This is a genomic window from Bacillus sp. FSL W8-0640, from assembly GCF_038007725.1.
Classification (GTDB): Bacteria; Bacillota; Bacilli; order Bacillales; family Bacillaceae_G; genus Bacillus_A; species Bacillus_A cereus.
Genome location: NZ_JBBOXT010000001.1, coordinates 799,042 through 824,042, shown reverse-complemented (window position 1 = coordinate 824,042; position 25,001 = coordinate 799,042). Strand labels below are relative to the sequence as shown.

The following is a 25,001-nucleotide window of genomic DNA, read 5'->3' as shown; positions in this document are numbered from 1 at the left end:
TAACAAATACAATCTAACCATAAATAAATTTGAATTTAGGGGGATTTTATATGAAATACACTGTTATTACTGGTGCAAGTTCCGGAATTGGTTATGAAGCAGCTTTAGCATTTGCATCTCGCGGGAAAAATTTAGTACTTGTAGCTCGAAGACAAGAAGAATTAGATGGATTAAAATTGAAAATTAATGAAATGCATCCAGAGTTAGATGTTGTCATTCGACGAACTGATTTATCTGTTACTGAAGATGTTTATAAACTTTATGAAAGCCTACAAGCTTTTCAGATTGAAACGTGGATTAATAACGCAGGTTTTGGTAATTTCGCCTCAATTGCCGAACAAAATTTAAATAAAATCGAGACGATGTTGCATGTCAATATAGAAGCACTAACAATACTCTCTTCTCTTTTCGTTCGAGATTATTCAATGGTTGACGGAACACAGCTTATTAACGTTTCATCGGGCGGCGGATACACGATTGTTGCTGATGCTGTTACGTATTGCGCTACAAAATTTTATGTAAGTGCCTTTACAGAAGGGCTGTCTCACGAGCTGAAAGAACAAGGCGCAAAACTGCAAGCAAAGGTTTTAGCACCTGGGGCAACTGAAACAGAATTTGCAAAACGTTCATTTGGTATTGATGAGTTCGAATACGATAATGTTGTACCGAAATTCCACACTGCAAAACAAATGGCACAATTTATGCTCGACCTTTATGATAATGATAAAGTTGTAGGAATTGTCGACGGTTTAACGTATAACTATGAACTTAAAGATCCACTTTATAATTTTGCCGTAAGACAAACGAATTCAAATTCTTAATAACCTGTCCATTTCTTATGGAAATATATGTTCCCACTATATATGTAAATAATAGCGGGAACTTTTTCTCTATAAATTTTTCATCCAACATACCGCACCATCGCCACTTCATCACAATAATCCATCTTTGGGCAATGTCTACAATCAATCCATACTTTCTCTGGCAACGCTTCTTTATTTACAAAATCAAATCCACACTTTTGAAAAAATACTGTTTCATATGTTAAGGAAATTACTCTTCTTACATTTATTTTCGTAGCTTCCTCCATTACATGATTTACGAGCATACGCCCTATTCCTTTCCCTGCATATGTATGCGAAACTACTAACGATCGTATTTCTGCAAGATCTTCCCCTAATACATGCAATCCAGCAACTCCAACAATTCTCTCGTCTTCTTTCATAACATATAAACATTGCAAATATTGATAAAGAGACAAAAGAGAACGTGGTAAAACAACTCCCTCTTTTGCATAAACCTCAATAAGACTATAAATTTCTTTCACATCACTCGTCACCGCATTACAGATTTTCATATTACATCCCCTTGCCCTCGATATTAATATTTATAACTTAAAATGAATTTTAATTCATAATTTTATATAATAATACATCTCTCTTTTCTCCTCGTCAATCAATTTATACAAACAAAAAACCAAGCAATCTAATCGATGCTCGGTTCCTCATTTCGTATCGGCAATACCGTCGAATATTTAATTTCACGAAGTGCTAAACTTGTCTGTATCCTTGTAATACCAAGCTTATTCAGCTTTCTAATAAACTGCTCTAGTTCTTTACGATCACGATTTGCAACCTTTAATAAATAATCGTACTCTCCTGTTAAACAGTGACATTCTAACACTTCCGGCATCGATTCTAATTCTTTCTCCAACACTTCCAACTTGTCAAATTGATGAATATTCGTACTCATAAAAATAAAGCATAATAAATCAAACCCAAGCTTTTCTTGATTTAAAATCGCAACTTGCTTATCGATGAAACCTTCCCCATCTAACCTTTTTATTCTTGCATGCATCGCAGCCGGTGATAAATTAACGCGACGTGCCAGCTCTGCATTACTTACTTGTGAATCCTTCTGCAATATATCTAAAATTTGTACATCCAAATCATCCAACACTTTAATAACGGACGACTCCATTACAATTCCTCCTTTTTTCTTACCGATGATTATTCGAAAAAACAACTTATAATTTATATAAATCTGAATGTTTTTCTTTAAATATCATTTTAAACTAAATATTTTATCGAGTTTTCACCATTATACAAAAGAATATATTACACAATAAAGAAAAATGCTAAAATTATTTACAATTCGTATTGATTACAAAAAAGGGGATTTTATCATGCCTTATTTTTACGTCTTTTTACTATTACTAACGAGCTTATTATGGGGAGGAAATTTCGTCGTTGGAAAATCACTCGTCGATCATGCATCACCGATGACACTGACAAGTTTAAGGTGGCTGATTGCGATTGTTTGTTTATTACCAATGGTATGGCTTAAAGAAAAGAAAATCCTTCCACCACGTACCGCAATAATTCCGTTAATATTAATGGGAATTTCAGGAGTCGCTCTTTTTAACATCTTTCAATTTTTAGCATTAGAAAAAACATCCGCTACGAATGTAGGGCTTATTTCTACATTGAATGCAATTTCAATCGCATTATTTTCAGTATTATTTCTAAAAGAAAAAGTAAATACACTTCAAATCCTATCCATGATTCTTTCATTCTTCGGGGTCATCCTCGTCCTATTAAAAGGTGATTTCTCGCTTTTATTTTCACTACATTTTAATAGCGGTGATTTATGGATGATTGCAGCAGTTTGTATTTGGGGAATCTATTCTGTTTGTAGTAAATGGGCAACAAAAACAACTACACCACTTATGGCAACGTTGTACTCTGGTATTTTCGGCGTTATTTTATTACTACCGTTTAACATAGGTAGCTTCACTGTTTCAAATATAAATACTTCTTTCATCACATCACTTTTATATACTGGGCTTATTTCGACAGTTCTTTGTATGGTATTTTGGAATATTGGCGTACAAAAATTAGGGGCAACTACATCAGGTATTTTTCTAAACTTCAATCCAATTTTCACAGCCATTTTAGCATTCATATTTCTCGGAGAAGAATTAACGTGGATACAAATTTTAGGGACAGTTGTCGTTGTAACAGGATGTTATTTATTTTCTCATTTCAAAACTGTTGCCGTTCAGCCAACTAGACCTTTAATACGAAAACATTCTTAATGAAAAAACATCGTCATCTAGGTTGGCGATGTTTTTATTTACTCTTCATTTCTCTTATATACTGCTTTTCCTCTTCTGGCGATAAACGTTCCGTCGCCTTGCCAGTATCTCCACCTTGAAGGCTCCATAAAAAGTTATGCTCCTCAACAGTTTGAGAAAAATCTCCTTTTTCCCACCTATTTATAATAGAAAATAACTTCATTTTATATTGAAAACCTGTACTATTTTCAATATCTCTTTTTATATTAGAAATTTCCTTTTTTGTCATCTCTACAAATCCCCATTTTTCAGAGGATTTTACCTTTTGGTGCACCATTTTATGCATAGTAGAAATAATTTCACCTTCACTAATTTGCGGAGCTTCTTCTGCAGCTTTTTTCTCTTTTTCGTTTGCCGCTCGCTCGGTTTGAATATTTTTATTTTCTTTTTCCACATATGCAAGCAATTTCTTTCCGCCAACTATAGACGAGAAAATTACTATAATTGTAATGCATATACCTACGATCCATTTAAAAAGCATTAGCTCTTCATTGCTTCCTTAACAATATAACTATCTACATACTGCTTAAACTTCACGATTTTTCCGTTCTCCAGTTGCCATACATGAACAAATTCTGCTTCAAATGATTTTCCTGTTTCTTTATAAACTCCAGAATACATACCTTCAGCAATAATTACATCTTTTCCGCTTACTTCATGATACATATTTACACTTGCTTTATAATCATCCCATTCTGATCCTAAACGGCTAAATACATTTTTCATTATAGCTTCTACGCCTTTATATGTTCCGCCGTACGGGAAACCTTCTGCCTCTGTCCATTCCACTTTTTCAGAGAGGGCTTCTGCTAAATGCTTTGCATTTGAAGAAGCTGATCCTTCATACGTGCTTTTAATAATTTCTAAATTTGATTTAGGCATATTACTTCCTCCCGTTTATTTTTACACGAGATGTAACATACGTAGTTACATCTCGTGTAAAAAAATATTTAAATTGTTTTACTCTTAATCTATTAGTTGTAATCATTATAGTTACAATATTTCTTCAAGTCAACATTTATAAATAAAATTTACTTCGTTTTCATTACTTTCTCTTTTAAGAAACGATCTACATATCCTTCTGCTTTTACTACGAATAAATACGCACCCATTGATAATAATGCAAGATCTAATTCATATCCTGGATTCTTTCCATCTCCTAATAAACCTGCTGCTCCATTTACCTTTACGATAGCTCCAGCTAAAATAAGAGCGAATAACAATCCTACATATCGTACACCTAAACCGATAATTAATAATATACCACCAACTAATTCTACAGTTGCTACGCCATATGCAAGGCCACCTGGTAAACCGATGCTTGTAAACCATCCTGCTACGTTATCGATACCTGATTGAAACTTTGCTAAACCGTGTGCAAAGAACGTAACTCCTAACACGATACGAATAATTAAATTCCCAATATATTGATTCATTTTGAACTCTCCTTTTTGTTTTGTTATGGTGAACTTTTATTTACAAGTCAAAACAATACGGTATTTTATTTCATTCGTCAAATACTTTTTTAAAGAAAACAAAAAACATTATCCGTTTTACGGATAATGTTTTCTTACAAAATAGCGCTAATTCAAGCTTTTATTCTATCGCATAAAAAAAGTTGAAACATTTTTCCAGCGCCAATATAAGGCAGTAAAGACACGTCCTCTTCTACAACCATTCCAACAACATTCACTTTCTCATCTACAGATAAATCATTTATGGCAACTTGCATCTCCCCTGCATATCTACCATACAATTCATTATCAATTGTAATACTCCCTTTCTTTCTTACAATTGTATGCATCGGCTTTATCACCACTCTATTTCCTTCCCTTGATTCTACAGATCGAATAACATCACGAGCCGGATCTAGTCTATTTGTATGCACTTGCTCTACCAATTTTAATACTTCTTTATCAGTTATAAATGATTTGTAACGCAATGGAATAATCCCTCTACTTGCACTAGCTACTTCTTGCATACTTTTTAAACTTGCGCTTATATCTCCAATCAATACTTTATCAACACCACAATCTTGAACAAGTTCTAAGTACGCTTCAAGTGGGCGCATATTGCGATGTTTTTCTAACGTTGGTAACCCTTCATATAACGGCCCTCGTTTTTCACCATCTCCTGGAATAAATGCCATTGTCTTTATTCCGCACTTCTGTAAATATTGATTTTGTTTTTGTAAGAAAGACTTTGCTAGTCCTGTCTCTGGGCGCGGGTAAAAATTATGCCATGCTTCTACATTCTCTACTCTTATATGTTCTGCAAGTAATTCTTTCCAAAATGATTTTGTAATCGTACTCGCATTTAAAGCTACTTTCATCTTATGAGATACGCTTGCAATTTCTTTTGGCGCAATGCCGTAATCCATTCTTAAACCGGTAATGCCCCAGTTCAATAACTCTTCCACATTTTCATATGTTAGCCCTAAATGGTGTAACGATTTTGGAGAAACATCAACCATTAGCTCCATTTCATGTGCAAGAGCTTGTCTCCCTAATATTTGAATTAACTCTTTATACGTATTTGGATCATCTTCTGGAATGTGCAGTGATGTAAAAATAGATGTAAACCCATTTTCCTTCGCTCCTTTTAACCACTCTTCTTGTTTCTCTACTCGTTCTTTTGAAAGATAAATGGAAACTCCGATCATATAAATCTCCCCTTCTATTAATAGAAAAAGAGAAAGGAATCCCTTTCTCTATATGTTTTCTGCCATTTCTTCTTTAAATCCGAAGAAGTACGTAAAGATAAATCCGAAAGCATATGCAATTACTAAACCTAAGAAATATAGTAAATATTTATTGTCAGCAATTAACGGAATTAAAGATAGCCCTGATACGCCAATTCCAAGAGAAGCTGTTTGCATAACTGCTTGGAATGCACCACCGACAGCCGCTCCTAAACAAGCAGTAATAAACGGTTTCCCAAGTGGTAATGTAACCCCGTATAATAGCGGCTCACCAATTCCTAAAAAGCCAACTGGCAATCCACCTTTAATTACATTTCGAAGTCGTTTGTTTTTTGTTTTCACATAAATCGCAATTGCTGCGCCCACTTGGCCAGCACCAGCCATTGCTAGTACTGGTAATAAAGGTGTTACGTGTGTTTGATTAATAAATTCCATATGAATTGGTGTTAAACCGTGATGCAATCCGACCATAACGAGAGGTAAAAATGTTCCCGCAAGTACTGCGCCAGCAAATGCTCCGCCAATATTTAAAATCGCATTAATTCCGCTCGTAATACCATCTGATAAGAAACCTGCTAATGGCTGAATTGCTAACATCGTTACGATACTTACAACTAATACAGTAATGAGTGGTGTCACGATTATATCAACTGCATTCGGCACTGCTTTTCGAACTTGTCTTTCCACTACAACCATAAGCCATGCTGCAAAAATAACTGCGAATAATCCGCCCCGTCCGGGCACTAATGCTTCACCAAACAATTTTACGTTTGCCATCGCCGGGTTGAAAATTAAAATGCCAGCAATTGCCCCAAGAACCGGTGTCCCGCCGAACTCTTTCGCTGTATTCCAACCAACTAAAATTCCTAAGAATGTAAAGATACCGCCGCCAATGAGTAGTAACATTTGTAACCACGTTGCATTTGGATCAGCACCAGCGTTTTTCGCAAAGTTAGCAACCCCGTTTATAATTCCTGACGCAACAAGTCCTGGAATTAACGGAATGAAAATACTTCCTATTTTTCGTAAAAAGTTTTTCACTGGTGTATTATTTTTCTTCTTAATCTCTGATTTCATCTCTTGCCCAATATCTTCAAGGTGATGATCTGCTATCTCACCAATTCGTAGTCCTGTTAAGCCTTCCATTTCAGCTGCTACTTTATTTACTGTTCCTGGACCAACGACAACTTGAAGCGTCTCATCTTCTATAACACCCATAACGCCTTCAACTTTTTTTAAAAGGTCCATATTTACTTTACTTTCATCATGAAGCGTTAATCGTAGTCTCGTCATACAATGAGCAATACTACGAATATTTTTTATTCCTCCAAGTTGCTCCGAAATTTCCTTGGCCATTCTCTCTTCTTTCTTCATAATAGAATCCCCCTCCCTATTATTTTATAGTGCTTTCTTCACAAACCCTTTTGCGCATTTTAGTTTCTCCAGTGCTTCCCCATATTCGCACTGCAACAACACCATAACAATGGCAGCTTTTACGTTACGTTCTGCCTTTTCATAATACTCTGCCGCTACTTCATAACTAGCGCCTGTTGCTTCCACAATAATTCGTTTTGATCGTTCTACTAACTTTTCATTTGTGGATTGAACATCTACCATTAAGTTTTTATATACTTTTCCTACACCAATCATCGAAGCTGTTGAAATCATATTCAACACTAATTTTTGTGCTGTACCAGCTTTTAAACGCGTTGATCCTGTTAATATTTCTGCACCTGTCTCTACTTCCACATTTAACTTTGCATATTTACTTATTTCAGCATTTTTATTACAAGAAATACTCGCTGTACTCGCTCCTACACTCTGTGCGTATTTCAAGCCGCCAATTACGTAAGGAGTTCTGCCACTTGCAGCAATTCCAATCACTGTATCTTTCTCATTTAATCCAATACTTTTTAAATCTTCTTCTGCTAACTCTTCGCGATCTTCGGCACCTTCCACCGCTTTAGTAAACGCTTTCAATCCACCTGCTATAAATCCTTGCACCATTTTATCATCCGTGCCAAATGTCGGCGGACATTCCACTGCATCTAGAATACCTAAACGACCACTCGTACCAGCACCAATGTAAATTAAACGTCCCTCTTCTTCAAAAGATTTAATAACAGTCTGTACAACCTTTTCAATTTGTTCTATCTCTTTTTCAACTGCTAACGCAACAGTTCGATCTTCTTCATTCATACTTTGTAACACTTCTTTTATGCTCATCTCATCCAAATTCATTGTTTTCTCATTACGATGTTCTGTCGATAAATTTTCTAACATATTGCCACCCTCTTTGAAATTATATTTCACACTTTTATTATAACTTTAAGAAACTAAAAATCAATTACTCTTTCTTATTTTATGAAATAAAATTTCACGACATGACATATTTTTGTCAAAGATCATAAAGTGAAACTTTAATCAGTGTGGGTTTTGTTCATCCCCACTGATTATTAGCCCGCACCAATCGGGCATTTACGGGCAGTTGATCCCCACCTAACTTTCTTTGCTTCCGCTGAATTTTGAAGTGAGGGTCTTACTGCACGGCAAATAGGGGGATAAAAAAAGATGAGTCTCCTCATCTTTTCTTCTACTTTAACTTCCGTAACCGCAACGCTTCTTCTCGTGTCTCCATAAATTGATTCAATACTTTATTACCAATTCGATTGAAAGTAATCACATATAAAGCATCGATCATATTCAATTGCGTCATTCTCGAAGCAATACTCGCAATACGATGATCTTGTTCTACATCTGGCATACAAAGGCGAATATCCGCTTCTTTATATAACGGTGATGATTGATCTAGTTTCGTAATTCCAATAACAGTTGCACCTTGTCTCTTTGCATACTGCGCCATTTCAAGCACATCTTTCGTTCGACCAGATGTTGAAATCGCAACAAATATATCGCCTTCTTTTAAATTCGTCACAAGCGGCAACATCATATGAAAATCAGATAGCATCATCGCTGTAAATCCGAGCCTTGTAAATTTATAAGCTCCGTCCATCGCCGGAGTAGCTGATCCGCCTACTCCATAAAAGATAATTTTATCGGCATTTACAATACGATCTGCAGCTTTTTCAAGTTCTTTTTTATCTATCGCCGTCACGCTCGCCTCAATTGCAGCTTTATTCACATAAGTAACTTTATTAAATAAATCATACGGTCCATCTTCTGTATTCATCACTGAAAAATCGTTAATATTATAATCAGCAATCGTTAATTCACGAACGAGTGCTATCTTAAATGCTTTAAAACTTCCGATTCCAATCGATTTACAAAAGCGAACGACACTCGCTTCACTTGCGCCTGCATTCGTTGACACTTCTTTCGTCGTTAAATTCGGTACAATCTCTGCATTCTCCATTATGTACATGGCAACCTTCTTCTCAGCTGGTGAAAATTGATCCATATTACTTTCAATTTTAAATAGTAATGTTGAAGCTTTCACTATTTAACCTCCACTTCTTACGGTTGCGTTCACTTATTTTCTCTTGCTTCAATAAGGTAAAAACCATCATCGCCAGGAGGATGAAACACATTTACAATGCGATTCCCTTTTTGATAAACAGTTCTTTCCCCTTCTGTCCACTTCTTTTCCCAACCGTTCATCCAAATCGCAACATCAGGTAAAAAAGCAGTATATTTCAGCTTCTGACCGTACTCACCATCTGCTTCTTCCGAAAAAATAGAAACCGGAAAATCTTTCACTTTTGATTCTTTCCATGCAGTAAATGGTATACATACTGCAATAAGTACGATTACACCAATAACCTTCTCCTTCGTAATCTTCACACTTCCCTCTCCTTGTCATATCACATACATAGATTTTACCATAATTACAAACCCTTCATGCTATATGATCATTGCTTTTGGGAATAAAAAAAGAGCTTACCTACATCAGATAAGCCCTTCCTCTCTATACAAAATATTTCTTCAAAAGTGGCGGTGTAATAATCGTCGTCAATATAACAACAATAACAATCGCTGTGAAATTTTCTTTCGCTAATAAATTCGCCGTAAGTCCATTTGCAGCGATGATAAGCGCTACTTCACCACGTGATACCATCCCCGCGCCAATACTAATAGAAGATTGGAGATTAAATCCTGTCAGTCTCGCTCCTAAACCTGATCCGATTAACTTTGTGAAAATTGCAATGAGAGTCATAATAATAATGAACCAAAGCTGGCTTCCAATGCCTTGAAATGTAATTTCCATTCCGATACTTACGAAGAATACTGGAACAAATATTGCATAAGCAATCGGTTCAATTTTATGTTCCACCTCATGCTTATACTCTGTTTGAGAAATAGCAATTCCTGCTGCAAATGCTCCAATAATGCCTGCAATTCCCATCATTTCACTGTAATAAGAAAAAGAGAAGCAAATAATAAGAGCCGCGCTAATTAACGCTTCTGTTACACGAAGCGGTACAAGCATTTTCATAATCCAAGGAACGACTTTCCAAGCAATAAAAACAATACTTACAAAGAAAATAATTTTCTTTACAATGACAAGTGTTATATTCACATCTTGTGTTCCTAAAAAACTCATTACAAATGCCAATAAAATAACGACAATGACATCATCAAATACGGCAGCACCTAAAATTGTTGTACTTTCTCTCGTATTCATTTTTCCTAGATCACGTAGCGTCTGGACCGTAATACTAACCGATGTTGCGCAAAGTAATAACCCTAAAAAAATGGCATGGGACTGTATTAATCCAAACAGCAATCCTGTTACATAACCACCGATGAAAGGAAAAATAATTCCACCAGCCGCTACTGCAAATGACGATTTCAAATTCCGATTTAACTCTTCTAAATCCGTTTCAAGTCCCGCCATAAACATAAGCAACAAAACACCAATCTCACTCAGTTCATCAATCAGTTCAGAACTATTAATAATACCGAGTACAGCCGGACCGATAATAATACCGACAATTAACTTACCAAGTACAGAAGGCTGACCAAGTCTTACACTAATGTCACCAGCTAATTTCGTACAAAGTAAAATGACGACAAGTTCAAAATAAAATAACATAGCATCTGCTCCTACTTTAACTTTAATCAGTGGGTCGTTAACCCCCGTACATTTCTGCAAGTAGTTTCCCCTATTGATCCGCATTTTATTTGTCATATTTTTATTTGACAAAATATTCTGAATTATATTAAGATTAATCCAGCAATTTTAAAAACTATATACCATAACTGCACCTCCACTTCCTTACTTACTCTTTTTTAATGGGCTCATACTATAGTCGCAGTTATGGAAATGAAAAAACGGGGGGAGAGTCCAAAGTGAAGTCATTATTACGAAAAAAAGCGCTTAGTACTGAATCACCAAAGCAGCTAGCTAGAACATTAACTGCACTCGATTTAACGTTTTTAGGAATCGGCGCCGTAATTGGGACAGGGATCTTTGTATTAACAGGTATTGTTGCAGCAAAACATTCTGGTCCTGGTATTATGCTATCATTCCTTATTGCTGCATTTACTTGTGCTTGTGTAGCCTTTTGTTACGCTGAATTTGCTTCTTCTATTCCTGTCTCAGGAAGTGTGTATACTTACGCATATATGACAGTCGGAGAAGTCGTCGCCTTCATCGTCGGATGGTGTTTAATGCTCGAATATTTACTTGCCGTTGCAGCAGTAGCTGTCGGTTGGTCTGGTTATTTACAATCATTACTACAAGGTTTCAATATACACCTGCCCGCCATAATCGCCTCGGCCCCTGGCGTAGGAAAAGGTGGCCTCATCGATTTACCCGCTGTTTGTATTTTACTAATCATTACCGGTCTTTTAAGCTTCGGTATACGCGAAAGCGCTCGCATTAATAATATTATGGTTCTTATCAAGCTAGCAGTTATTATCGCTTTTATCGTAGCAGGCGCAAAATATGTAAAACCTGAAAACTGGACACCGTTCATTCCATTCGGATACGACGGTATTATTACTGGGGCTGCCACTGTGTTCTTCGCCTTCTTAGGATTTGATGCAATCGCAACCGCTGCAGAAGAAACGAAAAAGCCGCAGCGTGATTTACCAATTGGTATTATCGGTTCTCTTCTTATTTGTACTGTTTTATATATGATTGTATCTTTCGTTTTAACAGGTATGGTTCCTTATACACAATTAGACGTTTCTGATCCAGTTGCATTTGCATTGCACTTCGTTGGTGAAGATGCAATTGCAGGACTACTCGCTGTTGGAGCGATGACTGGAATGACAACCGTCCTCTTAGTCGTTATGTATGGACAAGTTCGCGTTTCATATGCAATGAGCCGTGACGGTCTACTTCCAAAAGCGTTAGCACGTGTAAATAAAAAAGTAAAAATCCCTTTATTAAATACGTGGATTACTGGCGTTGTTGCCGCTTTATTAGCAGGCCTTTTAGATTTACATTTGCTAGCGAATTTAGTAAACATCGGCACATTAACAGCCTTTACATTCGTTTGCTGCGCAGTACTTATTTTACGAAAAACACATCCTGACTTAAAACGCGGATTCCGCACACCTTTCGTACCTGTACTACCAGTTGTCGCGATTCTTTGCTGCTTATATTTAATGATCAATTTGTCTAAAACAACATGGATTAGCTTTGCAGTTTGGCTTATAGTCGGCTTATGCTTCTATTTCTTCTACTCTAGAAAGCATAGTCATTTAGCTATTGAAAAAACAAATGATGAACAGAAAAAAGCATAACAAAATAGCTCGCCGATAAAATGGCGAGCTATCTTTCTGTACTATTATATTTTTTCGTTAACGATTGTAAAATGAAAAATATGCCGATGCAAGCTGTAAACCATGCCCAATTTCCTATTGGTGTCGAGTATTTGATCATTCCAATACCCACAAGCACTAAGAAAATAATCACCTGATATATGAGCTTCCACTTTTGCATATATTCCCTCCTTTACTTCGTCCCCTTCTTTTTCTTCTTCCAGGCATTCAAACTATCAAAGAAGAAGTTAATAAATAACGTTCCTAATCCTGCTAATAAAAACGTCATTAAGAATAAAACCCAAATACTTTTATCTTTTAATAAATAATATCCTACAAGGAGCACAACCGCGATCCATACATATTCAAGAATTCTTTTTAGCTTTTTCTGTTCCAAATTATTCGCTCCTTCTTTCTATGCTACTTTTAGTATAACAAAAAAGAAGCCTATCATGATAAGCTTCTTTTCTTCTCTCTTATTTGTTCATACTTTTTTCAACAAGTGAAATCGCATACTCTAATGTACGATTCATCGTTTCTACCTGTTCATCTTTTACTTGCACATCTTGTAATACAGCTTCTGCAACTGTAATTTTTTGTTGTAATGATTTCACTGAACCATCTGTTACATTTACAGCTTGCGCTTTCTTCACTACTGCTTTTGCAGATTCAATATTGATTTGTAATTTTTCTTTCGTTGTTTTTGGTTGTTCTTCTGCCACTTTTGATTGTACGAATGTTACATTAGCTGATTTTAATTCGTTATATGTTTGAATAATTTGTTCCCCAGTACTTCCTACATTTTCAAATGCTTGCTTTGCAATGTTATAGCTTTTCTCTAGTTCTTGAAATGCTTCCTTTGAATATTGACCTGGCTTATTACCAAATTCATACGTACCCGCTAACACTTCTTTTACTTTTCCAAGCTCTTCAAATAACGCAGTTACTTGCTCTAACTTCGTACGGTTAAAAAACTCATTGTACGCTGCTAATACTTCTGAAGAACTTAACGCTTTACTATATAATTTCGCAAGCACGATTTGTCCATTTAACGGAATACCACCATTTCCGTTACTATCAGGATCCGCTCCAAATGCAAATGGTACGTTCGGATGATACACTTTCCCAGTAGCTGGCTGACTATTTACTTTTTTACCATCTACGTAAATTGCCACTTCGCTTCCGTTATACGTTCCTGTTAAATGATACGTTTTATTCGCTTCTAATTGAACTCCAACACGTTTATAGCTACCTCCAATGTGAGCCCATAATTCAACATATCCACTTCCTGTAGACTCAAATCCAATTCCGCCGCTCTCTGTATTTTGCAAGATGCCTTGTCCACGAATTTCATTCATTGAAAATACAGTTTCTAACGTAAACGTATTTGCTACTTTTTCTTTTTGTGCTGCTGAAAATGGAAGATATCCAAATGTATTTGCTTTTCCGTTTAACTTCATAACATTCTTCTTCAATGCTTTATCATATTCAATAGTCACATTGCCCTTCACATCACCTTTTGTACCAAATGGTGAATTGTCTTTAAATGTACCATCTGCAAAGTTTACATCGAAAACATCAGCTTTTGGTACTTTCACATTCGGGTCAATATTATCTTTTTTCGTAGTAATTTCCGCAGTTAACGGCTGCGCGGTTTCATTGCCGAATGAATCAATCGCAACTACTTCAAGTGTATATGCTTTCCCGCCATCTAATCCCGCAAGTGTAAATGTAAGATCTTTCGGCACTGGATCACGATAAAACTCTGAGAATGCTAACAAATTATTTTTTATTTCACCCGTTTGCTTATCTCTAGCCTGCACACGGTAAGAGTGAACAAGGAGGTTGTCCAATGCTTGCGGGAATGTTACTGTTGCCGCATTTTCTGTTACATTTGATACAGCAAGCTTTGCATCTTTAGCAAAGTAAGGCTTTTCTTTATCACGATCTTCTACATGTGTAAATGTTTCTTTCTTTGCTGGTAATTTAATTTTCCAAGGCTCGCCTGTCCAAGAATTCGTATGGAAATCACGGCGATTAATCGTCACTTCTTCTTCATCTACTTCTACTAATAAACCTTGGCTTAACGTACTAGCTCCTGGCGGGATATTCCCTTGTACTTTACCACCTTCAACTTCCATATAACTTACTGAAGATGTACCAACTGATGTAAAGTCTTTTTGATGTATCGATCTCGGATCATCTAACGGATAATGTGAATGACCTGAAAACGTAATAACTTGTGGATATTCTTTTAACACTGCATTAATTTTTGCGCTATCTTGTGTTCCCCATTCCTGACTACCGTACACTGTATCTTTAATATGTTGATGTAAAAATACAAAAATCGGTTTTTCTGGATCATCTTTTTGTGCTTTTGCCATTTCTTCTTTTAACCAATTAATTTGCTTGTCCGAATAATAACCATGTGTTGTTCCATTCTCTGGAGACATAACAAGGAAGTGATAACCTTTTACCACTTTATGATAATAAATTGATTCCATACCTGTTTTTTCTAAGAAACGCTTCTGTGCACCCTCTACGGATAAACCGTTCCAATAATCATGGTTACCGAGAGAATTCATTCGCACTGCATCTTTATTTGCATTTTCATTATACACTTGCATGAAACGATCATATTGCTGCACTGATCCTGTATCTGTGAAATCACCTACAATAACAAACGCATCTTGTTTCGGTGCTAATGTATTAAACTGTTCAATCGCTCTTTTCCAGCGAAACGTATCATCCGTTCCACTATTTTTAATATGCACATCACTTACAACTGGAAAAACTATCTTCTTCTCACTTGATGCCTTTTCTTGCTTTTTCTCTTCCGCCTTGACTGATGTACTCCACGGAAATGATACGAATGCTAATACAAAAACCATTAATAATCCAATAAGGCCTTTTACTTTTCGTAAATCAGTTCTGTCCACGTAAATCCTCCTCATATAATGAATTAATTACAATGGTTATTGTATCGAACACATATTAACTTCGTTTAAAGTGAAAATGAAATTTATTTAACTTTTGTAAATATACAGTCATTTTTCTGTAACATCCAACATTACTTGTATTATCTTATACAAGTACCTTGTGTCTAACAGACTCTTATTCATTATTATGATTTGGAAGCCTATTAAACAAACTTTCCTGAAATTTTTCGCCCCTTTATTAACACAACTATCGTTTTCCAACATTTAATAGTAATAAAAAGAAAGTATGAAGGGAGGAGCTACTAATGGCTTGTAAAAAAAATATCGGCTGTTATGCCCCTCTATCTATCATCTGCCCTCCCTATGATCCACCTAATCCACCAGAACCACCAGGCTGTGAATTAATTACAAATGAATTTGCCGGTAATTTTCTTATAACAAAAGAAATTCCACCACCTTCTGAAAATCCTACATTAATCTTATGGGAAGGAGATGGTGTAGTTAAAATATCTGGTACCATTTCTGTGTATAATAGTACTAGTAGTACTGCAGGAATTACCGTTCAAATTATCGGAAAGGTGACAAATACTTTTACAGTCTATCCTGGCAACACAATGTCATATACAGGTCAATCCTTACAATCTGTGGCTATCATTGATATTCCAAATAACCCAACCCGATATATGGAAGGAAAATATTGTTGTCAATTCTCATTTTGCTTATAAATTTCTTCACCACCTTAACTTACAAACTATATAAAAAAGCATACCACTTGGTATGCTTTTGCTTATGAAATTGGATAACGTACTGTCAGACATAATTGTCCTTGGCTTACTCCCGTTCCTGTTGTTACAATTTGAATTGTAGTAAAGTATCTTACTGTAAATGATCCACTGCTTTGTGGTTGTACAGTAATTGTATTCACCACTGTCGCTCCTACTAAAAAATTCACCGTAATTGGAGCTGTACCTACATCATATTTCACATAACCTGATGCATATAAATCTTGCGTAATATTATTCGTATACACTGTTTCAGTTACCGCACCAGTAGCAGCCCAATCTATACATACCTGATCTTGAACAAGTGTTTTACTGGAACAGCATGATAAGTTAGAATTGTACATCTTAGCCCTCTCCTTTTCTATTATGAAAGTGGATAACGTGTAGTTATACAAAACTCCCCTTGATATGTTCCAGCTGTTGCAGCAGGTAAAGTTACTTCAATTGTTACGAAACGACGGTACGTAAAAGCTATACTTGTTCCTGGGTTTAATGTTTGTGTATCAATTGTAGCGCCTGCTGCATCTAAAACTGTCAGTGTGATCGGAGCCGGTCCGACGTCATATCGAACAAACCCTGTTCCAATCATATTTTGATTAATATTATTGTTGTACAGTACATTCGTAATAGCAGTCGCCACTACAGTTCCTGACCACGGACTACACACTTTATCTTGCACATAATTTTTATCTGGACAACAAGTTAATGCTGACCCTGAGCACTCACAAGACATAGTTGTTTCCCCTCTCTCTTTTATATTCCCTATATGTGTATGTCCCCCAGAGTCTTTTGCCTGTACTATTCATCTATTTTCAAAAAATATTCAAATGACTAGATAGATTCCGTTTTGTTTCTTTTTTTCATATATTTATAGACAAAGATACTAGCAACAATAAGAATAACGCCTCCTAATATCGGTAGCATATATTGTCCAACAACATCCGCTGCTTTTTCCCAATGTGGACCTAATTTCATTCCAAAATAAACATACAAAGTCGTTAACGGGAACATTGCTACAAATGTATAAATACTAAATTTCCATATGTTCATTTTTGCCATACCACATGGAACAGAAATAAGCGTTCGAACCCCTGGTACAAAGCGTCCAACAAATGCTACAACTGGTCCATATTTCTCAAAGAAATCATCTGCTTTTTGAATTTGTTCTTCTTTAATAAAGAAGTATTTTCCGTATTTTATTAATAGCGGACGACCACCGTAATAACCGAGTGCATATAACGTTAAAGGTCCTGTCGTTCCACCAAGTGTCCCTGCTAATACAGCCAACCAAAAATTCATATCTCCCTCGTATACCCAATACCCAACCATAGGCAACACTACTTCTGCCGGAATAAATTCAAACGTTAATGCTAACACAACTCCAAAATAAGAAAACTGCTTTAAAAACTCGATTATATCTAAAATAATTTGCTCCATATTTTTAACTCCTATCCTACGTTTACGTTATGCTTTTCTTGTAATTGAACTGGCGCCATTTTTACAATTCGGTTCAAAATAAATAACACAACTCCAATATCATCTAAAATACCGATAAACGGTAGGAAGTCTGGAATTAAATCGAGCGGCATCGCTACATACCCAACTAAAAAAGCAACAGATAAAATTTTCTTCTTTATTGAAACCTCTTTTGAAGTAAAAAAGTCAAATAGGAATGGAACGAAACGACGGACATGAAATACAACTCTTAATCTACTAATAAGTTTTTTCATTTTTATTTCTCCTCTCTTTGTATACGAAAAGGACCCTACCAAATATGGTAAGGGTCCTCAAAAAGACAGAAAGGGGCCTTTACCATTGCTGGTAAAGGTCTCACTAACAACGAAACGTTGCCAATAAAGCCGAGGGTTTCTCCCTGTAATGACGACTTTATTGTAATAAGTTACTCCCCTTTATACACAATTTTATACACTCACATTAAAATATTTCAGAGGGCTTGTCAATATATTTTATATTCCAATCCCTTCCGTAAAAAACAAAAACGTATAGGAAATTTCTTACTATCTCATAATATACATAACCATTTTTGAACGAAAGGAGATGTTTCATTTGCATACCGTCTGGAAAGGTGCACTTTCACTTGGACTATTAAATATAGGAATTAAACTATACAGTGCCGTAGAAGAAAACGATATAAAATTTTTAAGCCTCCATAAAGAATGTTTAACACCTATTAAATATAAAAAATTTGCTCCTGATTGTACGGATGAAGAAATTGATGATACAGATATTGTAAAAGCCTATGAATATGCACCTCATAAATATATTATTATGGATGAAAAAGAATTAGCTGAATTACAACAAGCTCATGAACCACGATCCATTCGTATTATATCTTTTGTCCAAAATAACGAAATCGATTCTGTTCTTTATGATCGCTCTTATTTTATAGGTCCTACCCCAGGACATGAAAAATCGTATTTATTATTAAAAGAAGCTCTTGAACGTACAAATAAACTTGGGCTTATTCATATTTCTATTAGAAAAAAACAACATTTAGCTATTATCCGTAACTTTGAAGATGGACTAATGTTACAAACCATCCACTACCCTAATGAAATTCGCGATATAACAAATACACCTAACTTACCAAGTAACGAAAATTATCCTATACAAAAACAAGAACTCACCGCAGCAATTAATTTAATCCACCACCTTACAAATCCTTTTGAACAAGAAATGTATACAGATGAATATAAAGAAGCCCTTACCGAATTAATCGAGAATAAAATTGAACAACAGGAAAAAACTGAAACAATCTCTCCAACTCCGAACATCATTAATATTATGGAGACATTACAGGCAAGCATTGAACAAGCAAAAATAAAAAGAGACAATAAAACAGAAAAAGAGGCCAAATAAAATTGACCTCTTTTTCTTTAAAGCGGATTACATTTCGGCATTTCAAGTCCAGACGATTGAGCTAGTTTTAATAAGTAGTAACATTCCTCTCTTGCCATATGATCTGCCATTCTAGCTGATAGTGCACTTAATACTTCATTCGATAACTCGAGCTCTTCCACTTCATGTAAAAAATGCGAAAATAATTTCAATTCAAGTGAAACATCTTTCGTAAACTTCTTTAATGCTGGAAAATGATGAAGCTCCGTTCGTAAATACCCTGTCATTTCAACTGCCTTTAAGTAAAATTGTTCAAAATGCTTCGTAAATTCTTCGCTTTTCTCTTTTAATCTTTTTTCAACAAGATCTAATCCACCAGAAATAGAGCCTGCGTGACCAGCCGCATCCGTTAACCAAACGAGATGATAATGTAATTCATGAAAAACAGGCGGAACTTCCCCTTTCTTCAAAAACTCTAAAACTGCTATATACTCTTCCACTTCGTTTACCATATGATTAATAAAAGTTGGCGTAAAATGAATCGTAATTTTCCCTTCCAACTGCTTCTGTATAATATTTAATTTAAACGCCCGAATCTCCTTAGCGGCTTGTTCTGCCTCTTTTGAAAATGCCATCAGATTCACATTCCGAACTTTATTTAACAAATTCGTAAATGTTTCAACAAAGTAAGTAGCTTTTTTTATATCCTCTTTTTCCTTCGGAGCTAATGCATCCAGTAAAAATTGTGCATGATCAGTAAGTACTTTTAACCAAAATTGATGCTCAAACAACGCACTTTCTTCATAATTTCTCTCCACTAAATCCCCTCCGTCTATTCATCCTTCTCTATCACTTGAAGTTTATATCCATCCGGGTCTTGTACCACAATACTCTTCTCACTTTTGTTTTCTGTGTATGCGATTTTATAAAATACTAACCTCTTCTTTACATTCTCTATGTTAGAAATTGAAAACGTTAGAACATCAACTGAGTCCGTAACACTCTTCTCACGCCCGCCCAAACTGCGCTTCATAATAAAACTAATTCTCGTTGAGTCAGCATCATACCAAACCCCTGTTACATCTAATTGAGGTCTTTCTAAACTAGGTTTAATTCCTAAAATCCCTTCGTAAAAATACAAAGTTTCCTTTAAGTTTTTCACTTCCAATACAATGAATTGTTTCACATTCTCCACATTCATTCCCCCCGTACCTATTACTTTTTTATATGTGTCATAAATGCCTATTATGTCTGAATACAATACGTAGTAATGAACACTTAAGGAGGTTTATTCGTGAATAAATATATGAGATCATTCGTGCCCTATCATAGTCCTCTCGATCCCTGTCCTCCTATTGGAAAAAAATATTATTCTACTCCTCCTAATTTATTTTTAGGCTTTCAACCGCCAAACTTACCACAATTCACACCAAAAGAAGCACTACAAAAAGGGACTTTATGGCCTGTTTTTTATGACTATTATGAAAATCCTTATAAAAAAGGGCGGTGACTACTGTCGTGAATCAATCGCTACCAGAAGAATACTATAAACTTTTACTGGAGCTTCAAGAACTGGACTTTGTACTAGTTGAACTCACTCTTTATTTAGATACACATCCAGATGACACCGCTGCGATTAATCAATTTAATGACTTTTCCTATAAACGGAGAGTATTAAAACAAAAGATGGAAGAAAAATACGGACCACTCCAACAGTTTGGAAACAGCTATTCTAATGCCCCTTGGGAATGGAGCAAAGGTCCTTGGCCATGGCAAATATAAAGGAGAGAAACTATGTGGATTTATGAAAAGAAATTACAATACCCAGTTAAAGTGGGAACTTGCAATCCCGCACTTGCAAAATTATTAATCGAGCAATACGGTGGTGCAGATGGAGAATTAGCTGCTGCACTACGTTACTTAAATCAACGTTATACAATTCCTGATAAAGTCATTGGCCTACTTACTGATATTGGTACAGAAGAATTTGCTCACCTTGAAATGATTGCTACGATGGTTTATAAGCTGACGAAAGATGCGACCCCTGAACAAATGAAAGCTGCTGGTCTTGACCCTCATTACGCTGATCATGACAGTGCTCTTCATTACCATAACGCTGCTGGTGTTCCATTTACTGCAACCTATATACAGGCTAAAGGTGATCCAATTGCCGATCTATACGAGGATATTGCAGCTGAAGAAAAAGCACGAGCAACATATCAATGGCTCATTAACTTATCCGATGATCCAGATATAAATGATAGTCTACGCTTCTTACGTGAACGTGAAATCGTTCATTCACAACGTTTCCGAGAAGCGGTTGAAATTTTAAAAGAAGAACGCGATAGAAAAATATATTTTTAATACACGTATCCTAGCGATATGTGTTTTTTTACGTTAAAAGTTAAATCCTTCCTATTAAACATATAAATAGTATATTTATTCGATTTAATGCATTATTTTTTAATATTTTCAAAATTCCCTATTGCTTTCTAGTCATCAGACCTTTAAAATAATAACAGTTACTCGACAAATTGTTTGAATTTTCGACAAAAACACTCATTAGGAGGATTTTCTTTATATGCATACAACTTTAAAACCAGCGCAAATACTTTCGATTAGTTTATTACTATTCGCAGTTTTCTTCGGTGCTGGTAATATGATTTTCCCGCCCCTTCTCGGCCTTTCTTCCGGAGAAAATATGTGGGTTTCCATTACAGGTTTTATTATTACAGACGTCGGTTTATCTTTACTTGCTATCGTTGCTGTTGCCCTTGCTGGTGGTAGTTTTAACACTTTAGCGAGCCGTGTTCATCCAAAATTCGCAGCAGTATTCGCTATCATTATTTATCTTTCAATCGGCCCACTATTTGTTATTCCACGAACTGGATCTGTATCTTATGAAATCGGGATTGCACCACTTTTCCCAGATCAATGGTATTCTATGTTAGTTTTTAGTGCGATTTTCTTTACATTCGTTTACTTCTTATCATTAAATCCATCCAAGCTAGTAGATCATATCGGTAAAATATTAACGCCAATTTTACTTGTAATTATTGCAATTATGGCAACAAAAGCGATTCTTTCACCAGGGACGTTTGCAGAACCTATCGGTGACTATAAAGACATCCCGTTTTTCAAAGGATTTCTTGAAGGATTTTTAACGTTAGATGCAATTGGGGCTCTCGTACTATCAACAATTGTTGTAAATGCAATTCGTCAAAATGGTATACAAGAGAAGAAATCTATCGCAAAATATACAATCATTTGCGGAAGTATCGCTGCTCTATTCTTAACAATTGTTTACTTCTTACTCGGTTATATTGGAGCTTCAAACGGAAACTTAGGACAATTCGAAAACGGTGGGCAGCTATTAGCTACTGTTATGTATCAATTTTTTGGGACAAGCGGTAATATTTTATTAAGTATCGCCATTATCTTCGCTTGTTTAACAACGGCAATTGGTGTTGTAAGTGCATTTGCAAATTACTTCACAACAGTGCTAACAAATGTTTCATACAAAAAGCTTGTACTATACGTTTGTATCTTTAGTTTCGTTATTTCAAACTTAGGATTAAGCTTATTAATTAAAATTACTTTACCTGTATTAATTATTTTGTACCCAATTACGATCATTTTAGTTTTCGTATCATTTATCGATAAATATACGAAACGTAAACCTTCTGTCTACATTGGAGCGATGATCGCAGCGTTTATTATTAGCTGTATTCATGCACTTGATAATGTGGAAATGATACCAGATTTTATCGCTAATATCGTACACACCATTCCTTTTTATAACTTAGGAATTGGCTGGATCATTCCAGCAATAATCGGTGGTATGATTGGATACTTTATTCCGCAAACAGAAGCTGCAGGTGAAGTTTCTACAAAATAAAGAGAAGAAGCAAGCATGAAATCCATGCTTGCTTCTTCTTTCTCTTCACATCGTATGTTTAAAAGTAAATAACTCTTCTTTTGACTGCACAACAGGCTGTTCCTCTTCTACATCTTTCCTCTTTCTCTCCCCTCCTAACCTTACTTTCAACATTGCCTCTTCTATACTTTTCACAATCATATTTCCTGAAAAAATAGTTAGCCCGAAAAATGTAATTGGGACGAGAGGAATCCATGGATGCACTGTTAATGATCTAAAGTATACTCCAATTAAACCTGACCATTCATGCGTATAAGATTCCACCTCTTTTATAGGTCCACCAAACGTAACAGTCCCACCAAAGAACACTTCAAGTAATCCTAAGTGCAGTAAAATAGTAAGACTCTGCGTAAACTGTTGAAGAAATACGAGTATAAAAGTCATATAGAGATGCGGAAAAAGATGTTTTATAACAATACGTCTTCTCGATCCGCCTAATATGCGCGCGGCATCAACAAATTCTTCCGTTCGCAATTTACGAACTTCCTTCGCAACATACAGTGCAATAACTGGCATTACAAGTAGTACAAGTAATACCACTTGAAACGAAGCCCTTTCAAAAAAGGTTGTTGTCTCCTCTCCGCTTCCAAATGCATTTGCAGATTGAAGAAAAAAATACGCAATCATAACTGTCGGAATAACTGTAAAACTATCAAAGAAAGCCTCAATTTTTGAAAATCCTCTTTTTATATACGTTCCGAGTACGACACCGAAAAACACACCTATTACCATTCTAAGTGCCGCAATTAAAATAGATATACCAATCGTCCACTTCGCGCCTTCAATGACTAAATGTAACAGGTCATACCCTTTCCGGTCTGTCCCGAGTAAAAATTGGAATGAAGGTGGAAACGGTGGCACTTGTGGATTTTCATCCGCATCATATTGCAATGTAACTTGTCTAATATGTCCATCATTCCATAACGTATTTCCGATGCTCAAAAGAACTAATAGGAGAAGAAACCCAATGCTTATCCAAAATCTTTTATCACGTTTTATATACGTCCACATATTATAATCTCTCCTTCATCGCAGCCGGAATGAGATAATGAAACAATTTAAATAAAATAAAAATCGGAATATATATAAGAAGCACACTAACGATGAAAACCTCAACTCTAATACCGAAATACGATTTCAAAAACATAAAAATACCACCCGTATTAAAAATCCATTCTATAATATATAAATTAGATAACATAAAAAAGATATTCGTTTTCGCAAAGAATAATGTACTAAGCAACACATTTCGTAAAATATGACGATTTAAAATATGAAAGCGCCCCAGCCCTTTCGCCTTAGCAAATAGTACATAATCTTTTTCTAGTTCATTTTCAAAACGAAGCACGACCATTTTTACAAACATAATCGTAGTCGGGATGCTCAAACACAATATTGGCAACCCCCTAATCGACTCGCCTCCAATTGAAGCAATTTGAAAAGGTAAAAAACCTGTTTGTTTAAAAAACCATACAACTAAAATTTGTGATACTAAAATAAGAAGGATATCTGGAATGGATTCTAGGAAGATAAGAAATGATTTAATTCGCTGTTGCATACGCGGTGAACTACTCATAATTACATAAACAATACAAAATGCTACAAATAATGAAATAAAAAAAGCAGCTAAAAAAATAATAATCGTTTCTTTATAATGGACGAACAACTGCGGAAATAAAAATTTACCTTTCACATATTGCAAATTGGAAATATCCATTAAGTTCACAAATACTTCTTTTAAACTCTGTATGTACTTTGATACATCCAGCTTAAATCCATAAAACAATTTCGGCAGAGCCCCTAACATAATAATCCCCAAAATCGAAATAAGAAATTGAATCGTCACTTCCATCCCATTCAAAAATACCTTTTTGACCATTTTCACCCTTCTCTCTCTATAATTTACCCCCTAATT

31 protein-coding genes are annotated in these 25,001 nt (G+C 35.5%); 9 read left to right on the top strand and 22 right to left on the bottom strand.

Features of this window, described 5'->3' with window-relative positions; genetic code table 11:
- Positions 1–50 precede the first annotated feature (50 nt).
- On the top strand, positions 51–821 hold the full coding sequence (locus N2V80_RS04285) for an SDR family NAD(P)-dependent oxidoreductase (protein ID WP_000878073.1): 771 nt from the start codon (positions 51–53) through the stop codon (positions 819–821).
- Positions 822–901: 80 nt separating this feature from the next.
- Here the strand turns inward: N2V80_RS04285 and N2V80_RS04280 are convergent, their stop codons facing one another.
- On the bottom strand, positions 902–1,357 hold the full coding sequence (locus tag N2V80_RS04280; RefSeq protein WP_000686666.1) for an N-acetyltransferase: 456 nt from the start codon (positions 1,355–1,357) through the stop codon (positions 902–904).
- A 128-nt stretch (positions 1,358–1,485) separates the two neighbouring features.
- Entirely contained in the window at positions 1,486–1,980 is a 495-nt protein-coding gene (locus N2V80_RS04275; RefSeq protein ID WP_000446089.1) for an Lrp/AsnC family transcriptional regulator, read from the bottom strand.
- Between the two features lie 205 nt (positions 1,981–2,185).
- Here N2V80_RS04275 and N2V80_RS04270 point away from each other — a divergent pair, with 205 nt between their 5' ends.
- Positions 2,186–3,097 (top strand): DMT family transporter, encoded by a 912-nt coding sequence (locus tag N2V80_RS04270; RefSeq protein ID WP_001146267.1) that lies wholly within the window; start codon positions 2,186–2,188, stop codon positions 3,095–3,097.
- Between the two features lie 34 nt (positions 3,098–3,131).
- On the opposite strand, the gene N2V80_RS04265 is transcribed toward N2V80_RS04270, so the two are convergent.
- The 9 genes from N2V80_RS04265 to N2V80_RS04225 all read right to left on the bottom strand — a co-directional run bounded on the left by N2V80_RS04265 (position 3,132) and on the right by N2V80_RS04225 (position 10,890).
- Positions 3,132–3,617, bottom strand: a complete 486-nt coding sequence (locus tag N2V80_RS04265) for a PRK06770 family protein (RefSeq protein WP_061654732.1) — start codon at positions 3,615–3,617, stop codon at positions 3,132–3,134.
- The gene (locus N2V80_RS04260; RefSeq protein ID WP_001126691.1) at positions 3,617–4,018 is read right to left on the bottom strand and encodes a nuclear transport factor 2 family protein; all 402 of its coding nucleotides are present in this window, start codon (positions 4,016–4,018) and stop codon (positions 3,617–3,619) included. The genes N2V80_RS04265 and N2V80_RS04260 overlap by 1 nt, the downstream gene beginning before the upstream one ends.
- A gap of 149 nt (positions 4,019–4,167) precedes the next feature.
- Entirely contained in the window at positions 4,168–4,572 is a 405-nt protein-coding gene (locus tag N2V80_RS04255) for a DoxX family protein (protein WP_001077751.1), read from the bottom strand.
- Between the two features lie 152 nt (positions 4,573–4,724).
- Entirely contained in the window at positions 4,725–5,798 is a 1,074-nt protein-coding gene (locus tag N2V80_RS04250) for a DUF871 domain-containing protein (RefSeq protein WP_002196231.1), read from the bottom strand.
- 48 nt (positions 5,799–5,846) lie between these two features.
- Positions 5,847–7,211, bottom strand: a complete 1,365-nt coding sequence (locus tag N2V80_RS04245) for a PTS transporter subunit EIIC (RefSeq protein WP_000711291.1) — start codon at positions 7,209–7,211, stop codon at positions 5,847–5,849.
- Between the two features lie 24 nt (positions 7,212–7,235).
- The gene (gene murQ, locus N2V80_RS04240; RefSeq protein ID WP_000892344.1) at positions 7,236–8,120 is read right to left on the bottom strand and encodes an N-acetylmuramic acid 6-phosphate etherase; all 885 of its coding nucleotides are present in this window, start codon (positions 8,118–8,120) and stop codon (positions 7,236–7,238) included.
- A gap of 310 nt (positions 8,121–8,430) precedes the next feature.
- Positions 8,431–9,294, bottom strand: a complete 864-nt coding sequence (locus N2V80_RS04235; protein ID WP_000648164.1) for a MurR/RpiR family transcriptional regulator — start codon at positions 9,292–9,294, stop codon at positions 8,431–8,433.
- Positions 9,295–9,323: 29 nt separating this feature from the next.
- Positions 9,324–9,638, bottom strand: a complete 315-nt coding sequence (locus N2V80_RS04230) for a hypothetical protein (RefSeq protein WP_000704957.1) — start codon at positions 9,636–9,638, stop codon at positions 9,324–9,326.
- 124 nt (positions 9,639–9,762) lie between these two features.
- Positions 9,763–10,890 carry a cation:proton antiporter gene (locus N2V80_RS04225; RefSeq protein ID WP_001985966.1) on the bottom strand — a complete coding sequence of 376 codons (1,128 nt, stop codon included), beginning with the start codon at positions 10,888–10,890 and terminating at the stop codon, positions 9,763–9,765.
- A gap of 257 nt (positions 10,891–11,147) precedes the next feature.
- On the opposite strand from N2V80_RS04225, the gene N2V80_RS04220 reads away from it, so the two are divergent.
- On the top strand, positions 11,148–12,551 hold the full coding sequence (locus N2V80_RS04220) for an amino acid permease (protein ID WP_000838700.1): 1,404 nt from the start codon (positions 11,148–11,150) through the stop codon (positions 12,549–12,551).
- Positions 12,552–12,579: 28 nt separating this feature from the next.
- Here the strand turns inward: N2V80_RS04220 and N2V80_RS04215 are convergent, their stop codons facing one another.
- The 3 genes from N2V80_RS04215 to N2V80_RS04205 all read right to left on the bottom strand — a co-directional run bounded on the left by N2V80_RS04215 (position 12,580) and on the right by N2V80_RS04205 (position 15,508).
- Positions 12,580–12,750 carry a hypothetical protein gene (locus N2V80_RS04215; protein WP_001174850.1) on the bottom strand — a complete coding sequence of 57 codons (171 nt, stop codon included), beginning with the start codon at positions 12,748–12,750 and terminating at the stop codon, positions 12,580–12,582.
- A gap of 12 nt (positions 12,751–12,762) precedes the next feature.
- Positions 12,763–12,966: a hypothetical protein gene (locus N2V80_RS04210; protein WP_000435800.1), complete on the bottom strand. Its 204-nt coding sequence runs from the start codon at positions 12,964–12,966 to the stop codon at positions 12,763–12,765.
- Positions 12,967–13,045: 79 nt separating this feature from the next.
- On the bottom strand, positions 13,046–15,508 hold the full coding sequence (locus N2V80_RS04205) for a LamG-like jellyroll fold domain-containing protein (RefSeq protein ID WP_061654733.1): 2,463 nt from the start codon (positions 15,506–15,508) through the stop codon (positions 13,046–13,048).
- Between the two features lie 305 nt (positions 15,509–15,813).
- Here N2V80_RS04205 and N2V80_RS04200 point away from each other — a divergent pair, with 305 nt between their 5' ends.
- Positions 15,814–16,233, top strand: a complete 420-nt coding sequence (locus tag N2V80_RS04200) for an S-Ena type endospore appendage (RefSeq protein WP_000752308.1) — start codon at positions 15,814–15,816, stop codon at positions 16,231–16,233.
- Between the two features lie 62 nt (positions 16,234–16,295).
- On the opposite strand, the gene N2V80_RS04195 is transcribed toward N2V80_RS04200, so the two are convergent.
- The 4 genes from N2V80_RS04195 to N2V80_RS04180 form a co-directional block, all read right to left on the bottom strand.
- The gene (locus N2V80_RS04195; protein ID WP_000282809.1) at positions 16,296–16,634 is read right to left on the bottom strand and encodes a DUF3992 domain-containing protein; all 339 of its coding nucleotides are present in this window, start codon (positions 16,632–16,634) and stop codon (positions 16,296–16,298) included.
- A gap of 20 nt (positions 16,635–16,654) precedes the next feature.
- Positions 16,655–17,023 (bottom strand): DUF3992 domain-containing protein, encoded by a 369-nt coding sequence (locus N2V80_RS04190; protein ID WP_001277547.1) that lies wholly within the window; start codon positions 17,021–17,023, stop codon positions 16,655–16,657.
- A gap of 98 nt (positions 17,024–17,121) precedes the next feature.
- Positions 17,122–17,727: a DedA family protein gene (locus N2V80_RS04185; protein WP_000435017.1), complete on the bottom strand. Its 606-nt coding sequence runs from the start codon at positions 17,725–17,727 to the stop codon at positions 17,122–17,124.
- 11 nt (positions 17,728–17,738) lie between these two features.
- On the bottom strand, positions 17,739–18,020 hold the full coding sequence (locus tag N2V80_RS04180; RefSeq protein ID WP_000733854.1) for a YkvA family protein: 282 nt from the start codon (positions 18,018–18,020) through the stop codon (positions 17,739–17,741).
- A 337-nt stretch (positions 18,021–18,357) separates the two neighbouring features.
- Between N2V80_RS04180 and ku the strand changes: the two genes are divergently transcribed.
- Positions 18,358–19,170 carry a non-homologous end joining protein Ku gene (gene ku / locus N2V80_RS04175; RefSeq protein WP_061654734.1) on the top strand — a complete coding sequence of 271 codons (813 nt, stop codon included), beginning with the start codon at positions 18,358–18,360 and terminating at the stop codon, positions 19,168–19,170.
- 17 nt (positions 19,171–19,187) lie between these two features.
- On the opposite strand, the gene N2V80_RS04170 is transcribed toward ku, so the two are convergent.
- Positions 19,188–19,967: a DUF2935 domain-containing protein gene (locus tag N2V80_RS04170; protein WP_000440973.1), complete on the bottom strand. Its 780-nt coding sequence runs from the start codon at positions 19,965–19,967 to the stop codon at positions 19,188–19,190.
- Between the two features lie 14 nt (positions 19,968–19,981).
- Entirely contained in the window at positions 19,982–20,350 is a 369-nt protein-coding gene (locus N2V80_RS04165; RefSeq protein ID WP_044129442.1) for a VOC family protein, read from the bottom strand.
- 93 nt (positions 20,351–20,443) lie between these two features.
- Between N2V80_RS04165 and N2V80_RS04160 the strand changes: the two genes are divergently transcribed.
- From N2V80_RS04160 to brnQ2, 4 genes are all read left to right on the top strand, one after another.
- Entirely contained in the window at positions 20,444–20,659 is a 216-nt protein-coding gene (locus N2V80_RS04160) for a spore coat associated protein CotJA (RefSeq protein WP_001046257.1), read from the top strand.
- An 8-nt stretch (positions 20,660–20,667) separates the two neighbouring features.
- On the top strand, positions 20,668–20,931 hold the full coding sequence (locus N2V80_RS04155; protein ID WP_001076509.1) for a spore coat protein CotJB: 264 nt from the start codon (positions 20,668–20,670) through the stop codon (positions 20,929–20,931).
- A 12-nt stretch (positions 20,932–20,943) separates the two neighbouring features.
- Complete coding sequence (gene cotJC, locus N2V80_RS04150) at positions 20,944–21,513, top strand: spore coat protein CotJC (protein WP_000265274.1); 570 nt, start codon at positions 20,944–20,946, stop codon at positions 21,511–21,513.
- Between the two features lie 217 nt (positions 21,514–21,730).
- Positions 21,731–23,047 carry a branched-chain amino acid transport system II carrier protein BrnQ2 gene (gene brnQ2, locus N2V80_RS04145; RefSeq protein WP_061654735.1) on the top strand — a complete coding sequence of 439 codons (1,317 nt, stop codon included), beginning with the start codon at positions 21,731–21,733 and terminating at the stop codon, positions 23,045–23,047.
- A gap of 45 nt (positions 23,048–23,092) precedes the next feature.
- On the opposite strand, the gene N2V80_RS04140 is transcribed toward brnQ2, so the two are convergent.
- Complete coding sequence (locus N2V80_RS04140; protein WP_061654736.1) at positions 23,093–24,097, bottom strand: ABC transporter permease; 1,005 nt, start codon at positions 24,095–24,097, stop codon at positions 23,093–23,095.
- Between the two features lies 1 nt (position 24,098).
- Positions 24,099–24,965, bottom strand: coding sequence for an ABC transporter permease subunit (locus N2V80_RS04135; RefSeq protein ID WP_061654737.1), 867 nt, complete (start codon positions 24,963–24,965; stop codon positions 24,099–24,101).
- Positions 24,966–25,001: the final 36 nt, after the last annotated feature.

What these genes read in the sequence shown, in the direction of transcription:
- N2V80_RS04285 (WP_000878073.1), top strand. Translation starts at nt 51, where the DNA reads ATGAAATACACTGTTATTACTGGTGCAAGTTCCGGAATTGGTTATGAA.
- N2V80_RS04280 (WP_000686666.1), bottom strand. Translation starts at nt 1,357, where the DNA reads ATGAAAATCTGTAATGCGGTGACGAGTGATGTGAAAGAAATTTATAGT.
- N2V80_RS04275 (WP_000446089.1), bottom strand. Translation starts at nt 1,980, where the DNA reads ATGGAGTCGTCCGTTATTAAAGTGTTGGATGATTTGGATGTACAAATT.
- N2V80_RS04270 (WP_001146267.1), top strand. Translation starts at nt 2,186, where the DNA reads ATGCCTTATTTTTACGTCTTTTTACTATTACTAACGAGCTTATTATGG.
- N2V80_RS04265 (WP_061654732.1), bottom strand. Translation starts at nt 3,617, where the DNA reads ATGCTTTTTAAATGGATCGTAGGTATATGCATTACAATTATAGTAATT.
- N2V80_RS04260 (WP_001126691.1), bottom strand. Translation starts at nt 4,018, where the DNA reads ATGCCTAAATCAAATTTAGAAATTATTAAAAGCACGTATGAAGGATCA.
- N2V80_RS04255 (WP_001077751.1), bottom strand. Translation starts at nt 4,572, where the DNA reads ATGAATCAATATATTGGGAATTTAATTATTCGTATCGTGTTAGGAGTT.
- N2V80_RS04250 (WP_002196231.1), bottom strand. Translation starts at nt 5,798, where the DNA reads ATGATCGGAGTTTCCATTTATCTTTCAAAAGAACGAGTAGAGAAACAA.
- N2V80_RS04245 (WP_000711291.1), bottom strand. Translation starts at nt 7,211, where the DNA reads ATGAAGAAAGAAGAGAGAATGGCCAAGGAAATTTCGGAGCAACTTGGA.
- murQ (WP_000892344.1), bottom strand. Translation starts at nt 8,120, where the DNA reads ATGTTAGAAAATTTATCGACAGAACATCGTAATGAGAAAACAATGAAT.
- N2V80_RS04225 (WP_001985966.1), bottom strand. Translation starts at nt 10,890, where the DNA reads ATGTTATTTTATTTTGAACTTGTCGTCATTTTACTTTGTACGAAATTA.
- N2V80_RS04215 (WP_001174850.1), bottom strand. Translation starts at nt 12,750, where the DNA reads ATGCAAAAGTGGAAGCTCATATATCAGGTGATTATTTTCTTAGTGCTT.
- N2V80_RS04200 (WP_000752308.1), top strand. Translation starts at nt 15,814, where the DNA reads ATGGCTTGTAAAAAAAATATCGGCTGTTATGCCCCTCTATCTATCATC.
- N2V80_RS04195 (WP_000282809.1), bottom strand. Translation starts at nt 16,634, where the DNA reads ATGTACAATTCTAACTTATCATGCTGTTCCAGTAAAACACTTGTTCAA.
- N2V80_RS04190 (WP_001277547.1), bottom strand. Translation starts at nt 17,023, where the DNA reads ATGTCTTGTGAGTGCTCAGGGTCAGCATTAACTTGTTGTCCAGATAAA.
- N2V80_RS04185 (WP_000435017.1), bottom strand. Translation starts at nt 17,727, where the DNA reads ATGGAGCAAATTATTTTAGATATAATCGAGTTTTTAAAGCAGTTTTCT.
- N2V80_RS04180 (WP_000733854.1), bottom strand. Translation starts at nt 18,020, where the DNA reads ATGAAAAAACTTATTAGTAGATTAAGAGTTGTATTTCATGTCCGTCGT.
- N2V80_RS04165 (WP_044129442.1), bottom strand. Translation starts at nt 20,350, where the DNA reads ATGAATGTGGAGAATGTGAAACAATTCATTGTATTGGAAGTGAAAAAC.
- cotJC (WP_000265274.1), top strand. Translation starts at nt 20,944, where the DNA reads ATGTGGATTTATGAAAAGAAATTACAATACCCAGTTAAAGTGGGAACT.
- brnQ2 (WP_061654735.1), top strand. Translation starts at nt 21,731, where the DNA reads ATGCATACAACTTTAAAACCAGCGCAAATACTTTCGATTAGTTTATTA.
- N2V80_RS04140 (WP_061654736.1), bottom strand. Translation starts at nt 24,097, where the DNA reads ATGTGGACGTATATAAAACGTGATAAAAGATTTTGGATAAGCATTGGG.
- N2V80_RS04135 (WP_061654737.1), bottom strand. Translation starts at nt 24,965, where the DNA reads ATGGTCAAAAAGGTATTTTTGAATGGGATGGAAGTGACGATTCAATTT.